The organism is Candidatus Chordibacter forsetii (assembly GCF_964187505.1).
Lineage (GTDB): Bacteria > Verrucomicrobiota > Verrucomicrobiia > Opitutales > Seribacteraceae > Chordibacter > Chordibacter forsetii.
The window spans coordinates 1-15,275 of sequence record NZ_CAXLML010000204.1 but is presented as its reverse complement, the minus strand read 5'-3'; the positions used below and the strand labels follow the sequence as shown (position 1 = coordinate 15,275).

Here is a 15,275-nt window from a genome sequence, read left to right as displayed (position 1 = left end):
GCGGGAATCGCCAAGCGTCAATCGGCATCGGTGTATTTGAAGAAACTCGTTGAAATTGGTCTTCTCACTGAAGAGAGAGTGGGGCGATCGGCACTATTCATTCACGAAAACTACCGAAACTTACTGCTAAGTGAGCGTTAAAATTAAATTTATCCGAACCCGATTTGTTAAAATTTAATTGATAATGAGTTTAATCGTCCATTCCGGGGGAGCGTCTAAATTTCTTGGTTTGGGAGCGTGTGCCTTTGGCTTGCAGGCGTCTTTCTTTGGAACCACGGGTTGGGGAGGTTGCCCGGCGGGACTTGGGTACTTGCATGGCTTCCTGAATGAGCTCCTTTAAGCGAGCGAGGGCTTTTTCCCGGTTGGTCTCCTGGGTACGGGCGGACTGGGACTTGATGATAACGGTACCAGCGGGGCTGATCCGGCGGTCCTTCATTTTTAAGAGGCGTTCTTTATAGACCTCGGGCAGAGAAGATGCGCGGATATCGAAAAATAAATGAACCGCAGTGGATACTTTGTTTACATTTTGCCCCCCTGCCCCTTGCGAGCGAATAGCCTGCAGCACAATCTCGTGTGAAGGGATGGTTACTCTGGAGGATATTTGCAACACGGAGGAAGAGTGAGGAGAGAAGAGTGAAGATTGAAGGGTGAAGAGTGAAGGGTCAGGGGGTGAGTTTATTTTTGATTTCCTGGATGGTGTAGCGTTGTTCTTTTAAGGTTTTAATCTGTTCGACACGAAGGACCATGGAAGTGGAAAAGAGTTGGTATCCACTGGCGGTGGTTTCTGAAACTTCGAGTAATCCAGAGGTGAGCCAGAAGCGAATCGTGCTTACATTTACATCCGTTTGCTTGGCAAGCTGGCCAATACGCAGAAGGGAGTCATCGGGCTCGGCAACAAAATCTCCATCTCCGACCATGGCTTCCAGGTAAATGTCCAAAGAGCGATCGACTGCCTGATAAATAAGTTGCTGGTAATCCACTCCTGAGCCGCCGGTTTGGGCTTTTTCAAGAGCGTCCAAATATTTGCCACGCTCGCTCTTGCGAATGATCGCCGGGGGATAGCCATGGCACATGAGGATGAAGTTCATCAACAAGCGGGCAGTCCGCCCGTTACCGTCAATAAATGGATGAATGGTAACCAGGCGAAAATGCGCTTCGGCAGCGAGGTCAACCGGGTGTATATCTTTTTTGCTTTGTAACCACTTGTAAAAACCGCTCATCAGATCGGGTACTTTTCGTGGGTTAGGCAAGACGGTACGAGAACCGGATAGACGAACGGGAACATTGCGATAAAAACCGGCGTTGTGATTATCGATTCCGGAAAGGATTATTTTGTGAAGGGAAAGAAGATCGTCCTCAGTAAAATACTTGAGAGATTTTTGAGATTTTTCATCAATCCAATCAAAGGCTTGTGCATGGTTGGTCGCTTCCAAATGTTCGACCATAGTTTTCCCACCCACAGTGATTCCTTTTTCCACAACCATGGCGGTCTCTCTGCGGGTAAGCGTATTTCCTTCAAGAGCATTGCTGGTGTAGGTAAGTTCCACCCGAAACCATTCGTGCAGGTTGCGTGCGAGATCGGCGGGCATATCCCCTGCCCGGTCGAACTGCTTTTTTTTCTTGGTAAGCCGGGCAATCAACATACATAAACCATAAAGTGACACTTAATGGTTTTCAATAATTAAAAAATGAAAAGCTCGAGCAAAAGTATGGGAAATAATGAGCCCAGGAGTAAGGATTAATAAAATCAGGCTTTCAAGTTGTAAAGTGGGGGGGATTGCAACAAAACAAATAGAGGCGATCGGGCGGTGGAACTATGGGTGGTAAAACTTGGCCTGGCGTAAAAAAACTTTTCCTTCTTATCTTGTGCAAGTATCGGCCAAAAATCCGCTTTCTATATTAAAACAAACCTATGGGTATGATCAATTCCGTGGCGAGCAGGAAGAGATCATCAACCATTTAATTGAGGGGGGAAGCTCGTTTGTGCTGATGCCCACTGGGAGTGGAAAGTCACTTTGCTACCAGATACCGTCCCTGTGCCGGGAGGGCGTGGGGGTGATTGTATCTCCGCTGATTGCACTGATGCAGGACCAGATAACCGCGCTTGCCCAGTTGGGAATATCGGCAAGGGCGATTAATTCCAGCATGTCGGACAGGGCGGTATTTGAGGTGAAGCAAAAGCTGGAGAGTAATAATTTGGATCTCCTCTATGTGGCTCCCGAGAGGTTGGTGATGCCGGAATTTGTGGAGTTACTGGAGCGGGTAAAGATTGCCCTATTTGCCATTGATGAGGCTCACTGTGTATCGCAGTGGGGGCACGACTTTCGTCCAGACTATACCGCCCTATCCTTTTTGGCGGAACGATTTGAGGGTGTGCCAAGGATTGCCCTGACGGCTACGGCAGACAGGGCGACAAGAAAGGATATCATTGAGCGTTTAAAGCTGGAGAATGGGCGGACATTTATTGGCGGGTTTGACCGTCCAAATATACACTACTCCATTCTGGAAAGGAACAATCCGAAAAAGCAGGTGTACGACTTTATCAAAAACTACCACCTCGAAGACAGTGGTATTATCTACTGTATATCGCGCAAGAAGGTGGAGGATATGGCGGAGTGGTTGCAGGGAAAAGATATCAATGCCCTGCCCTACCATGCGGGCCTGCCCGCGGAGGTGAGGAGCGAAAACCAGGACCGTTTTTTACGGGAAGATAAAATCATCATTGTCGCAACCATCGCATTTGGAATGGGGATCGATAAACCAGATGTGCGCTTTGTTGCCCATATGAACATACCCAAATCGATTGAGGCTTATTACCAGGAGACTGGGCGGGCCGGTCGGGATGGTCTGCCTTCCAATGCCTACATGATTTATGGGATGGATGATGCGGTGATGCAAAGAAACTGGATCGAAAACTCGGAGGCTCCAGAACTGCAAAAGCGTATAGAAAACCAGAAGCTTAATGCCTTGCTTGGCCTGTGCGAGGCCGCGATTTGCCGAAGGCAGGTATTGCTGGAATATTTTGACGATACGGGCGAGCCCTGCGGGAATTGCGACACCTGTGATACCAAGCCCCAGACCTTTGATGGCACCACCCCAGCCCAGATGGCGTTGTCTGCAGTGTACCGCACGGGCCAGAGGTTTGGGATGGTGTATGTGGTCGATGTGCTACTGGGCAAGGAGGATGACCGAATTATCCAGTTTGGGCATGACCAGCAAAGTACATTTGGGATAGGTAAGGAATTGAGCCGTGCGGAGTGGCAAAACATTTTCCGTCAATTGGTTTCCCGAAACCTGTTGATGGTGGATGTGCAGGAACACAATGGAATCAAAATTACCGAGAAGGGCTTTGCTTTTTTAAAGCAGAAAGAATCGATCGATTTCCGTAAGGTAACGATCAGTAAAAAGACTAAGGCCGACAAACCAAGCAGAAGAAAAAAGCCTGCATTGGAGGACGAGGACGACCAGGAACTTTTCGAAAAGTTAAAGGATGCACGCCAATTGATGGCGAAGAAAAGACGGGTACCCGCCTATGTCATCTTTCACGATAAAACCCTGATCGAACTGGCAGATAGAAGACCGCAAAGTTTTGAGGAAATGCTCGAGATCAATGGGATTGGAGAATCGAAGCTCAAGAAATTTGGCCAAACCTTATTGGATGTAATCCTCAAGGGCTGAGATTGATGAAAAAAAGGCTAAAGTGGATTTAAGTTAGGCTTTCTTAATAGAGTTTTTCATCCATGGAAGCAGGTGCTCATAATCACAAGTACCACTTTCAAGTATGCCTGGGTCTCTTACGCCGTGGGTACCACCAAAGCAATCAATGAGACGCTCTTGCATGGCAAGCACTTCATCTGTGGATAGAAATTTAACTTTCACTTACTGAGCCAATTTATGACCGAGTGATTGATGAGCTTTCATAGAGTCTTCAAGATGGCTCAATACTTCAGGACGAACACGGTGGCGACGTAGATAATCTTCGATCGCTTCCGTCAAGACGCCAGAAATACTCTGCTTTGATTCCTTGGCCAGTTCCCTGAGGTTATTCCAAGAAGACTCTTCAACTTTTGAACTAATCTTGATTGTACTCATAACCCAATAAAACATGCATGTCATGACATATCAAGATATGTCATCCAGGGCATGATTTCGTATACTTTTAGGGAAGCTAAGTTTTTAATAGCACAAGAATAAATAAGAATAATTGGCTCAACTAAGACTATTTTAGGTACCCTGACCTACTTTTATTCGGCCGTCTGTGTAAAGTGGTGCTGCTTTAAAACGGAATCGAAAAGGTGGTATGATATAACAGGACGATGAGAAATAAATTCCCAATAATTTCTCGGTAATCTCCAATGACCACATGAGTGACTATTGCACCAAGCATAATCAGCATCAGGAGGCAGCCGGAATAAACCATGAATGGAAAGTTTGCATCCGAAAGTAGGAAAGGAAGAACCATCCCGATTCCACAGGCAACCTCGAACAAAGCGATCGAGCGGACAATACGAGGGTGAAAACAACTGACCCAACGCATGCGCTTGGCTAGTGCATCCATGGGCTGGAAGAATCGATAAGCCCCGCCCACTGCGAAGATTAAAAAGAGCAAGACCTGGAGAGATACTTGCAAAGTAGGCATGGATAGAAAATTGATGAGAGAAGGAGGAAGATAGAAGGAAGCTTAGCTAGTGGCAGGCAGTAACAATTGGGTAGCCATATAGGCTATTCCAAGGCAGGCACAGAGCAGAAAAAAGGAGGGAAGCATACGATGCAACTCACTCTTCAATCGAATATGGGTAAAAAGTGCAGCGATCATTAAAACCGCAATACCCAGGGCACCAAGGCGGACAATAGTAAGTTCGTCATTGAGCAGCATGATCGCAAAGGAGAATTTGAAAATGCCTACAAGATCACGTAACCATTTGGGCAGGTTGAAGTGTTTAAACTCATCCTTGATGTTGTGGTAGCGGACACCCCATACAAAAATGATGGAACCGAACACGAGGATGCAGAGCAGTTCCAGAAGAACGGGCGTGGATTGAAAAAGAGTTGAAAGGTTGTGAATGCCTAAGTTTTGAATCATTCATGTATTCTTTCACTAAATGAACAGTCCCGCAAATCGCAAAATTAGATAGGGAAGATAAGGAAGAGTGAAATGAGAAAGGTGAAATATTTTGAATCAGGAAAAGGACGGACGGAGGTGGGAAATGGGTAAGGGATATTTGATGCACAAATTAAGCGTATATTAGATACGAAGTTGTAAAATTTACAGGAATCAATTTAGCTACTTCTCTACCACTCACTTTAAAGAATCATGAACTACCAAGAATATTTAGCAGAGATCGAAGAGCGTAAGGCACAAGGGCTAAGCCCTAAGCCAATAGATGGCAGTGACTTGCTGGCGGAAATTATTAGCCAGATCAAGGACGCAAATAATCCGAATCGCAAGGAGTCGGTTGATTTCTTTATCTATAATACCATTCCCGGTACCACCACCGCGGCCGAGGAAAAGGCAGTATTCTTAAAACAAATTATTTTGGGTGAGGAAGTTGTGGAGGAGATCTCCCAGGCCTTTGCTTTTGAACTGCTCTCGCACATGAAAGGCGGTCCATCGGTACGGGTATTGATTGACCTTACCTTTGGAGACGATGCAGAAATTGCCAGCCAGGCAGCCGAAATACTGAAAACTCAGGTCTTTTTGTATGAGGCAGATACCGACCGAATCGAGCAGGCATACAAGGCGGGCAATGCAATCGCCAAAGATATTTTGGAAAGCTATGCCCAGGCAGAATTCTTTACCAAACTGCCCGACATTGATGAAGAGATTCAGGTGGTTACCTACATCGCAGCGGAGGGAGATATTTCCACCGATCTTCTTTCCCCGGGTAACCAGGCACACTCCCGCTCGGACCGGGAATTACATGGAAAGTGCCTGATCTCCGAAAAGGCACAGGGAGAAATCACCGCTTTGAAGAACCAGCACCCAGACAAGCGGGTGATGTTAATTGCAGAAAAAGGAACCATGGGCGTAGGTTCCTCCCGGATGTCTGGCGTCAACAATGTGGCCTTGTGGACGGGTAAGCAGGCAAGTCCCTATGTACCATTCGTAAACTTCGCCCCAATTGTGGCAGGTACCAATGGAATATCTCCCATCTTTTTAACCACGGTCAGTGTAACCGGTGGAATCGGGATAGATTTGGACAACTGGGTAAAGAAGTTGGACGAGGAAGGAAAACCTGTGCTCGACGCCAATGGCGATGCCGTACTCGAACAAACTTACTCCGTGGAAACGGGCAAGGTATTTACCATCAATACAACCACGAAAAAATTATACGAAGGAGATCGTGAACTGACCGATATTTCCGCAGCCCTGACCCCTCAAAAGAAGGAGTTCATACGGGCAGGTGGATCCTACGCGATTGTATTTGGTAAGAAGTTGCAAAGTTTTGCAGCAGGTGCTTTGGGCATTGATATTCCAAGTGTTTATGCACCCGCCAGTGAAGTATCTGAACCCGGACAGGGCCTGACCGCGGTCGAGAAAATATTTAACAAAAATATGGTAGGTGTGAAAGCAGGCACCGTTCTGCACGCAGGTTCCGATGTTCGGGTGAAGGTAAATATTGTGGGTTCGCAGGACACCACCGGATTGATGACCTCGCAGGAACTGGAAGCCATGGCGGCCACGATTATATCCCCCACAGTAGACGGTGCGTACCAATCGGGCTGTCACACTGCATCGGTATGGGATAAAAAGGCTCAGGCAAATATTCCCAAGCTGATGAATTTCATGCACAATTTCGGCCTGATTACCGCACGGGATCCGAAGGGCGAATACCATGCGATGACTGATGTGATCCACAAGGTATTGAACGATTTAACCGTGGATGACTGGTCGATCATTATCGGGGGAGATTCCCACACCAGAATGTCCAAGGGTGTGGCCTTTGGAGCGGACTCCGGGACCGTGGCTTTGGCCCTGGCTACCGGAGAGGCAACCATGCCCATACCGGAATCGGTAAAGGTTACTTTCAAGGGAGATTTAAAAGAACATATGGATTTCCGGGATGTGGTACATGCCACCCAAGCCCAGATGCTCAAGGAATTTGGAGACAATGTATTTCAGGGAAGAATCATCGAGGTGCACTTAGGCACCCTACCCGCTGACCAAGCCTTTACCTTTACGGATTGGACGGCAGAAATGAAGGCCAAGGCATCGATCTGCATCTCACAAAACGATACGCTCATAGAATCTCTGGAGATTGCTAAGAGTCGCATCCAGGTGATGATCGACAAGGGAATGGACAACGCGACCCGCGTACTCCAAGGATTGATCGATATTGCAAACCGTAGGATTAACGAGATTGGTTCGGGTGAAAAGCCTGCCCTTACTCCGGACAGCAATGCCAAGTACTACCGCGAATTCGTAGTCGATTTGGATGTAATCAATGAGCCAATGATCGCCGATCCGGATGTAAATAACGATGATGTTTCCAAGAGATATACCCATGATACCATCCGTTCAGTATCTTACTATGGTGGAGAAAAGAAGGTGGACCTCGGATTTGTCGGCTCCTGCATGGTGCACAAAGGGGATTTAAAAATTGTTTCCCAAATGCTCAAAAATTTGGAGGAGGAAACAGGCAAGGTGGAATTTCATGCCCCCTTGGTGGTGGCCGCTCCAACTTACAACATCATCGATGAACTCAAGGAAGAGGGAGACTGGGACATGCTCCAAAAATATTCCGGTTTTGTATTTAACGACGATGCCCCAAAAAATACCGCCCGTGAAGAATATGAGAATATGATGTATTTGGAACGCCCCGGTTGTAACCTTTGCATGGGCAATCAGGAAAAAGCGGCACGGGGAGATACCGTAATGGCCACATCCACCCGACTTTTTCAGGGACGTGTGGTGGAAGATTCCGAGCGTAAAAAAGGAGAGTCTTTACTCGCCTCCACTCCAGTAGTTGTACTTTCTGCAATCCTTGGTCGTATTCCAACGATGGAAGAATACCAAAAAGCAGTGAAGGGAATTCCTCTGACTAAGTTTGCTCCGCCCCTCAAGGCGATGAGCAACTAATTTTAAAATCGCTAAGTTTTCTCTCCAGCAGATTGCTGTTTGGAGATGTGGGCTTTAGAATATGTCCATAATGACTAAGGACCTGCCCAAAGTATTGTTTGTGGATGACCAAGCCGAGGTACTCGATGACCTCAGGGTGATTGTTGCCGAAGTATGCGATCCTTACACCGCTACCAATGCTGAGGAGGGGTTGAAGATTTTTGAGAACGATGGACCGTTTACCATTGTAGCATCTGACCAAATTCTGCCGGGAATAAACGGGGCTGAATTTCTTGCAAAAGTTAGCCGAAGGGACCCTTACTGCTCGACCATGTTAGTCACCGGGCATGCCGATTATCACGATGCGATGCGGGCGGTAAACGATGGTCATGTCTTCCGCCTGTTGGACAAACCCTATGCAGAACAGGACCTGATCGATGCGATACAGGCAGGTGCCAGACAGCGCCAGTTACTAGAGTCTGAACAAGTATTACTGCAGGAAACATTGGTCGGTGCAGTCAATGCCCTGACTGATACGCTGGCCACAGTTAAACCATTATTTTTTGGGCGAGCCCAACGGGTAAAAAGATTGGCTGGAGAAATTGCCCGGTATTTAAATTTTTCTCATGTCTGGCAGGTCGAAACCGCAGCGGTGTTCTCACAGATGGCATCCATAACCCTACCAGAGGAAGAGGCAGAAAATGTTTTTCTTCGCAAGAGGCTGCGTCCACAGATTGTGGAATTGGTAAAGAAGTTCCCCGAAGTGATTGATCATTTACTCGGACATATTCCACGCCTCGAAGAGGTTCGTAAAATTATTGATTGTTTAATGGGCAACCCACTGCCTTACCAAAACAAGGCAACGGAGGAAGTGTACCAAGCATACCGAATCATCGACGCAGCCCTCGAATATGATTACCTCGAGGTGGATGGGCATGACTCAGAGGTTATCCTTGGAACCCTCAAAGGTGGAGAGAAGCAATTCGATAAGGATGTGATCGAGGCCATGTCCCAGTTATTGCACAAGTCCAAGACACGCTACCTAGTGAACGAGGTGCCTTTTGAGGAATTGCGAGTGGGAATGCGCCTGGCTGAAGACTTGAGCCTGGAAACTGCCATGTTGGTAGCCCCCAAGGGTACAGATATTACCAAGCATTTCCTGCAGGTTTTGCACAACTACGATTCATGCTACGACCGCACGCCCTTCCCCAAGCTAATTAAAGTGTTTGTTGCAGAAAAGGTAACAAGCTAAGAAATTGATTCCTGTGAGGCTTCCATTGATTTCCTGCCTTTTCGTAATCGGACAGGTTACCCTTTTTGCGAGCAATCCAAAATTGAAAAGCGTGCAAAGGTTTCATGCACCACAAGCCAACCAGGCTGCAGCAGCGGATAAGGAATTTTTTTATGCCATCGGAAACAGAGTAATAACCAAGCATGATCGAAACACTGGCGTAGAAGTGGTCAAATCTTCAGGCAAAGCAAAGCATTTAAACAGCGGATATTTTCACCAAGGCAAACTGCTCTGTGCCCACTCCAATTTCCCCACCCTTCCCGAGCAAAGTGAAGTTCTATCTCTTGATCCAAAAACGATGAGACTCACCGTATATCGTGATCTGGGAAATCCAGGAGGTTCTCTTACATGGGTGGTGCAAAAAAAGGGGAACTGGTGGTGTAACTTTGCAAAATATGGAAAGAAGAACGCTGAGACATTTGTAATAAAATATGACAATCATTGGAAAGAAATCGCTCGTTACACTTACCCTCAGAAGTTAATTAATCAACTGGGCAAGTACAGTATATCAGGTGGAATCTGGGTGGGCGAAGAGCTTTGGGTGACCGGGCATGACGATCCGTTTCTGTTTCGCCTCAATCTCCCGAAGAAAGGTTCTGAATTGTTTTATCTAGGAAAGATAAAGGTTCCGTTTACTGGGCAAGGAATTGCCGCAGATCCAGAAACGGGGGGATTAGTGGGAATCAACCGGGCAAATAAAGAAATAATCTTTTCCCTGAGTAACTAAAGGTATTATTTACCTGAGCTCCTGCGTTGACCAAAGTTGCGGCGCTGTTTACCCCCAGCGGATTTCCCACCCTTTGCCGATTGGTTTGGGCGAAAAGATGAGCCCCCTCCTCCGCCTTTTTTGTGGCGTGAATTGGATGACCTTGACGAGTTGGATGACCGAGAGATATTAAAACCAGTTACTCTTTTGCGGTATATAGATTTGCGCATTTTACGCTCCACCAGGCGTAAGGTACCTTGATCCTCTGAAGTGATAAAACTGATGGCTTCACCAGCACTATTGGCACGACCCGTACGACCGATTCGGTGTATATAGTCCTCTGCATTGGGCGGAAAATCAAAATTAATTACATGCGTAATCCCTTCCACATCGATCCCACGGGCCGCAATATCGGTAGCTACGAGCACCCGGGTTTTGCCATCTTTAAAATCCTGCAAGGCTCGGGCACGCTGGTTTTGGCTACGGTTCGAATGAATAGCAGCAGTGGGAATCTTGGACTTCGCCAACTGTCCAGCCACGCGGTCGGCCCCGTGTTTGGTACGGGTAAAGACGAGCACGGAGTAAAGATCGTTATCTTCCAGTAAGTGTTTGAGCAGTGAGACCTTTGAAGAATGGGGCACTTCGTGAATGCACTGCCGGACGGTGTCGGCCGGATTGCTCCGCTTACCAATCTCAACAGTTTTGGGACGGTAGAGAAATTCCTTAGTTAGCTTTTCAATATCACGGGAAAGAGTGGCGGAAAAAAGCAGAGTTTGTTTACCCTTCCTAGGTAAATCCTTAACGATCTTGCGGATATTGGGAAGAAAGCCCATGTCGAGCATACGGTCGGCCTCATCGAGCACGAAGAATTCAATACCTGAAAAATCAGTACACCCCTGCCCCATCAAATCCATTAAGCGACCAGGAGTGGCGATAACTAAATCAACTCCTGCCCGGAGAGCTTTTTTTTGGGGAGTTTCATTTACACCGCCATAAACAGTAGCGACTTTTAATGGGAGATGGCGTGCGTAGGCAGATACATTATCGTGAATCTGTACCACAAGTTCGCGGGTGGGAGAAAGCACCAGGGCACGGGTCTTGCCACGGCGGGAAGGATCGCTGGTCAAACGCTCAAGAGTCTCGAGCATGGGCAAAGTAAAGGCCGCGGTTTTCCCGGTACCGGTCTGGGCAATCCCGATAAGATCGTTACCCTCAATGATTAAAGGGATGGCAGCTTCCTGTATAGGTGTGGGATCGGAGTAACCAACTTCTCCGATGGAACGTAAAAGATTTGGCCCGAGCCCAAGGGTTTCAAAAGACATAATTACAATCTATTTTAAATAGACAAGATGGCGATGTTATTGACAACTTATTCACGGGTTTTCCCCATGATGCTCACAGTAGGCCGGAATCTTCGAGTTGTTTGAGCTTATGGAGCTTTTCACGAATTTTATTGCGGTAGCGACGGTCGCGCTCCCGGGCTTTTTGCCTTTTTTGCTCAGCACTTACTCTAGGACGACCACGCCGCAACCGGACCACAGCTTCGGGGATTGTAAAAATTCCGCGCTGCCGAAAGGATGCTGGGGTTGAAACCAAGAGCGAGGCCCGTGCGTTATCCGAAAACCAGGGGTCACTTAGGCATCTATCTTTCTGCCCAACCCAGCGAGGACGAGCAATGCCTGCCTGATCCGAAATCCACTCGGCATAAGCAGCTAGGTAGGCATCAGCCACCTCACCCTGGTGAAATCGTTTTCGTAAAATCGAGGGAGTCTCCCAGATCGCCTGAACCAGTGCCGGGCGGTTACTGACATCCCCTCGGACAACATGATGAACCCAGTCTCGCACAAGGAGTCCAAACTCTTCCAGGCTGGAGCACTGGGCTGAAACCTCTTTTAGCGTAGTGGGTCGCTTGCTAAACTCTTTCATGGGCACTCCTCCCTGATGAGTTGTTCAAGAAATGCTTGATCCTGCTTACTAGGAACATCGTCCGGGTAGTATTTATCAATCCATTCCTGAATCTCCTGAAAACTAGATAGTTCAAGTTTCTTAATGAGAAACCGTAAATCTTCTTCATCGCCCTTGTACCCAGGTAAAGCCCTGCGACAAGCCAATGCTTTCATTGCCAGCAAATATCCGGCAGTAGGTATGGTTACCTGAATGCCCGGAACATCAATGGGTAGTTCCCGAATAGACTCACGAGTGCCCAAAAATTGACGGACATCATCGTTGATCCAATCTTCAGGGAGTCCCCGCTCTTTGGCCACCCTACGAATGAGAGGTTCGACCTTGGATAATGGATGGATAACCGCATCGATATCTCGGGTAATTCGCTTTCGGTCATAAGCCAGCATCATCGCACACCCACCATAAATGCAGAGGTTTAATTGGATGGATTTTTCTTCCGCGAGCTCACCTAGACGGGTAAGTGCAGAAATTACCTGATCTTTGGAAAAACTTTTCAACTAATAAAACATAGCGCGACGGTTTATTAATTTCAACTTTGTAATTCGCTTAGCGGCCGTCGGTGAAGACGGGCTGGGTCCAGGCATAGTATTCGCGCAAAGAACCGTCCTCTTTTTTTACCCGGTGGGTGACCTTGGCCCGAAGGTAGGCACCCTTGGCTTCACATTTCGCTGAAAGTCCCTGAACTGTTTTGACGACTTCTCCCTCCGGTCCGATAAATTCGATCGTAGTGCCGGGCTCTCCCTTTTTTACGGGTCGGCCGAAGAGGAATTCGGAAGCCAGTTCGCAAGCGGTCTCATCTTCATTGACTGAGAGTTCGATGGAATTGGTACCACGCACAAGTTCCACAAGCATCACCCCGGAAGTGGAATAAAAATCACCACGCAACATCGCCTTGGTTATGGCATCGGAAGTGAGTTCCTCTGAGTTCACCATGACCCAGCCACGCCCAGGGTTATTTTCCTTCTCTCCCCACTTTTTTAATTTGTGGGCATCATCACAGGATACACCCCACATCGTCATGCCTTTATCAAGAAGGGCATCCCAGAGCTGTTCGGTGGATGGATGGTGTGCACCTTTGAAATTTTTCGCTGTGGGGTGAGCATTGTAGAGTTCGAACATATAGAGCCTTTTTACAGGGGAAACCTCATGTGCCTGGATAAACCTACCAGAAAGCGGATGATTGAGAATATTAGTACCACCTGCCTTTTCGGTTTCAGTGACATAGTTTTGCATAATTCTGGTACGGTTTCTGTCCTTAAACTGCCAGGGAACCAGGCGGGAAATATTCATCGCAGTGAAATGAACTTTGCCGGTAATCTCCTCACCGGGAACCAACAGAAAGTCATCCCTTACCTCACCAGATAATTTCACTGTGGATGGATCAATGAACTTGTTGTGCTCGCTAAGAACAAGGAAGTTGTAGCCACGATCATGGTACCATTGGGCGACCACCTCGGGTGTGGAGTCGGCATGACCACAGAGGACGGTATGTACATGAGTGTTCCCCTTGTACCACTTTCCAGCAAAGGCAAGGGTCGGTAAAAAAAGACATATAAATGTTTGGACTCTCATAGGTTAAAGGAAATGTGAAATGCCCTTGATTGAAAGAGAATTTGAAGGCTAGCGGCCATCAGTAAAGACGGGTTGGGTCCATGCATAGTACTCGCGCAAAGAACCATCCTGATTTTTCACCCGGTGGGTAACCTTGGCCCGAAGGTAGGCTCTCTTGGCCTCACATTTGGCAGTAGTGCCTTGGACTGTCTTAACAACCTCTCCCCCAGGCCCGATGAATTCGATGGTGGTTCCAACTTTGCCCTTTTTTACGGGTCGGCCGAAAAGGAACTCGGAAGCCAGTTCGCAAGCGGTTTCATCTTCGTTGACCGAGAGTTCGATGGAATTGGTACCACGCACAAGTTCCTCAAGCATCACCCCGGAGGAGGAGTAAAAATCCCCACGAAGCATAGCCTTAGTGATGGCATCAGAACTGAGTTCTTCGGAATTCACCATGACCCAACCGCGCCCAGGGTTATTTTCCTTCTCTCCCCACTTCTTTAATTTGTGAGCATCGTCCGAGGATACCCCATAGAGAGTCATTCCTTTCTCAAGCAGAGCATCCCACAACTGTTCGGTGGAGATATGATGAGCGGTGCCAAAGTTGTGCACTCCGGGGTGGGCATTGTAGAGCTCAAACATGTAGAGTCTTTTGACCGGGGCAATTTCATGCACCTGCACCGTTCTGGAATAAATGGGGTGGTTTAGAATATTGGTTCCCCCTGCTTTCTCTGTCTCATCGACATATTTTTGCATGACCACAGAGCGATTCTTATCCCTAAAATCCCATGGAACCAGACGGGAGGTATTCATCGCGGTAAAGTGGATACTTCCGTTATTTCTGCCCCCAGTAATTTCCTCTCCGGGAACCAGAAGAAAATCATCCCTGATTTCCCCCGATAATTTTACGGTGGCTGGATCAATGAACTTGTTATGCTCACTGAGAACCAGGAAGTTGTATCCCCGGTCATGGTACCACTGGGCAACTACCTCGGGTGTGGAGTCTGCATGCCCGCAAAGGACGGTATGCACATGGGTGTTTCCCTTGTACCACTTTGCGGCAAAACCACGAGTGGGCATGAAAGAGAGCAGGCAAAGTAGAGCAATTCGATTCATAGTTTATGAGATGAGACTTCAAAAGATGGTAACCCTTGGCAAACAAAATGAATTGGTGCACGAGTAATCTTCTTGTTCAGCAAGGGGTGGGTAAACTAAGAATATCACTTAGCCCAATTTTCAAATTATGATGCGTATCATTCTCATTTTAACCGTCCTGTTTCACACTGGTTTCCTATTTTCTGTGCAGGCATCCAAGCAAAAGCCAAATATTCTGTTCATTATGCTGGATGATCTGGGCAAGGAATGGATCAGTTGCTACGGTGCGGAGGATATCGAAACCCCCAACATCGATGCCCTCGCTGCCGGAGGTATGAAATTTAACAATGCTTATTCCATGCCCCAGTGTACTCCTTCCCGGGCAACTTTACTGACCGGAAAATATCCCTGGCGAAACGGCTATGTGAACCACTGGGATGTGCCACGCTGGGGGATTGGATACTTTGACTGGAAGCACAAAGAAAACACCACCTTTGCCAGGTTAATGAAAGACCTGGGCTACAAAACCTGTGCTGCCGGAAAGTGGCAAATCAACGATTTTCGCATCGAACCACAGGCGATGAAAAAGCATGGCTTTGATGACTGGG

17 protein-coding genes are annotated in these 15,275 nt (G+C 47.5%); 6 read left to right on the top strand and 11 right to left on the bottom strand.

Translation table 11 applies throughout. From position 1 onward, the window contains the following. Positions 1-6 precede the first annotated feature (6 nt). Positions 7-141, top strand: coding sequence for a hypothetical protein (locus ACKPQ4_RS09015; RefSeq protein WP_407680853.1), 135 nt, complete (start codon positions 7-9; stop codon positions 139-141). 49 nt (positions 142-190) lie between these two features. On the opposite strand, the gene arfB is transcribed toward ACKPQ4_RS09015, so the two are convergent. Next, positions 191-610: an alternative ribosome rescue aminoacyl-tRNA hydrolase ArfB gene (gene arfB / locus ACKPQ4_RS09010; RefSeq protein WP_407680852.1), complete on the bottom strand. Its 420-nt coding sequence runs from the start codon at positions 608-610 to the stop codon at positions 191-193. Between the two features lie 52 nt (positions 611-662). Next, positions 663-1,643 (bottom strand): Fic family protein, encoded by a 981-nt coding sequence (locus ACKPQ4_RS09005; RefSeq protein WP_407680851.1) that lies wholly within the window; start codon positions 1,641-1,643, stop codon positions 663-665. Positions 1,644-1,866: 223 nt separating this feature from the next. Between ACKPQ4_RS09005 and recQ the strand changes: the two genes are divergently transcribed. Beyond that, positions 1,867-3,678 (top strand): DNA helicase RecQ, encoded by a 1,812-nt coding sequence (gene recQ / locus ACKPQ4_RS09000; protein WP_407680850.1) that lies wholly within the window; start codon positions 1,867-1,869, stop codon positions 3,676-3,678. A gap of 33 nt (positions 3,679-3,711) precedes the next feature. Here the strand turns inward: recQ and ACKPQ4_RS08995 are convergent, their stop codons facing one another. The 4 genes from ACKPQ4_RS08995 to ACKPQ4_RS08980 form a co-directional block, all read right to left on the bottom strand. Next, a complete protein-coding gene (locus ACKPQ4_RS08995) occupies positions 3,712-3,879 on the bottom strand; it encodes a hypothetical protein (RefSeq protein WP_407680849.1) in 168 nt (55 codons plus the stop codon). After that, positions 3,880-4,092: a hypothetical protein gene (locus ACKPQ4_RS08990; RefSeq protein WP_407680848.1), complete on the bottom strand. Its 213-nt coding sequence runs from the start codon at positions 4,090-4,092 to the stop codon at positions 3,880-3,882. A 184-nt stretch (positions 4,093-4,276) separates the two neighbouring features. After that, positions 4,277-4,639 (bottom strand): DoxX family protein, encoded by a 363-nt coding sequence (locus ACKPQ4_RS08985; protein ID WP_407680847.1) that lies wholly within the window; start codon positions 4,637-4,639, stop codon positions 4,277-4,279. A 42-nt stretch (positions 4,640-4,681) separates the two neighbouring features. Beyond that, positions 4,682-5,083, bottom strand: a complete 402-nt coding sequence (locus ACKPQ4_RS08980) for a DoxX family protein (RefSeq protein ID WP_407680846.1) — start codon at positions 5,081-5,083, stop codon at positions 4,682-4,684. A gap of 231 nt (positions 5,084-5,314) precedes the next feature. Here ACKPQ4_RS08980 and ACKPQ4_RS08975 point away from each other — a divergent pair, with 231 nt between their 5' ends. The 3 genes from ACKPQ4_RS08975 (at position 5,315) to ACKPQ4_RS08965 (ending at position 10,077) form a co-directional block, all read left to right on the top strand. Next, on the top strand, positions 5,315-8,080 hold the full coding sequence (locus ACKPQ4_RS08975) for a bifunctional aconitate hydratase 2/2-methylisocitrate dehydratase (protein WP_407680845.1): 2,766 nt from the start codon (positions 5,315-5,317) through the stop codon (positions 8,078-8,080). A gap of 61 nt (positions 8,081-8,141) precedes the next feature. After that, complete coding sequence (locus ACKPQ4_RS08970; protein ID WP_407680844.1) at positions 8,142-9,311, top strand: response regulator; 1,170 nt, start codon at positions 8,142-8,144, stop codon at positions 9,309-9,311. 13 nt (positions 9,312-9,324) lie between these two features. Next, positions 9,325-10,077 carry an endonuclease gene (locus ACKPQ4_RS08965; protein WP_407680843.1) on the top strand — a complete coding sequence of 251 codons (753 nt, stop codon included), beginning with the start codon at positions 9,325-9,327 and terminating at the stop codon, positions 10,075-10,077. 5 nt (positions 10,078-10,082) lie between these two features. Here ACKPQ4_RS08965 and ACKPQ4_RS08960 read toward each other — a convergent pair whose 3' ends face one another. From ACKPQ4_RS08960 to ACKPQ4_RS08940, 5 genes are all read right to left on the bottom strand, one after another. Beyond that, positions 10,083-11,378 carry a DEAD/DEAH box helicase gene (locus ACKPQ4_RS08960; protein ID WP_407680842.1) on the bottom strand — a complete coding sequence of 432 codons (1,296 nt, stop codon included), beginning with the start codon at positions 11,376-11,378 and terminating at the stop codon, positions 10,083-10,085. Positions 11,379-11,451: 73 nt separating this feature from the next. After that, on the bottom strand, positions 11,452-11,982 hold the full coding sequence (locus tag ACKPQ4_RS08955; protein ID WP_407680841.1) for a hypothetical protein: 531 nt from the start codon (positions 11,980-11,982) through the stop codon (positions 11,452-11,454). Further along, positions 11,979-12,518: a hypothetical protein gene (locus tag ACKPQ4_RS08950; RefSeq protein ID WP_407680840.1), complete on the bottom strand. Its 540-nt coding sequence runs from the start codon at positions 12,516-12,518 to the stop codon at positions 11,979-11,981. The genes ACKPQ4_RS08955 and ACKPQ4_RS08950 overlap by 4 nt, the downstream gene beginning before the upstream one ends. A gap of 49 nt (positions 12,519-12,567) precedes the next feature. Continuing rightward, entirely contained in the window at positions 12,568-13,593 is a 1,026-nt protein-coding gene (locus ACKPQ4_RS08945; RefSeq protein WP_407680839.1) for a CehA/McbA family metallohydrolase, read from the bottom strand. 48 nt (positions 13,594-13,641) lie between these two features. Continuing rightward, positions 13,642-14,688 carry a CehA/McbA family metallohydrolase gene (locus ACKPQ4_RS08940; protein ID WP_407680838.1) on the bottom strand — a complete coding sequence of 349 codons (1,047 nt, stop codon included), beginning with the start codon at positions 14,686-14,688 and terminating at the stop codon, positions 13,642-13,644. 127 nt (positions 14,689-14,815) lie between these two features. On the opposite strand from ACKPQ4_RS08940, the gene ACKPQ4_RS08935 reads away from it, so the two are divergent. Then, on the top strand, positions 14,816-15,275 hold a 460-nt coding region (locus tag ACKPQ4_RS08935; RefSeq protein WP_407680837.1), incomplete at its 3' end, for a sulfatase-like hydrolase/transferase.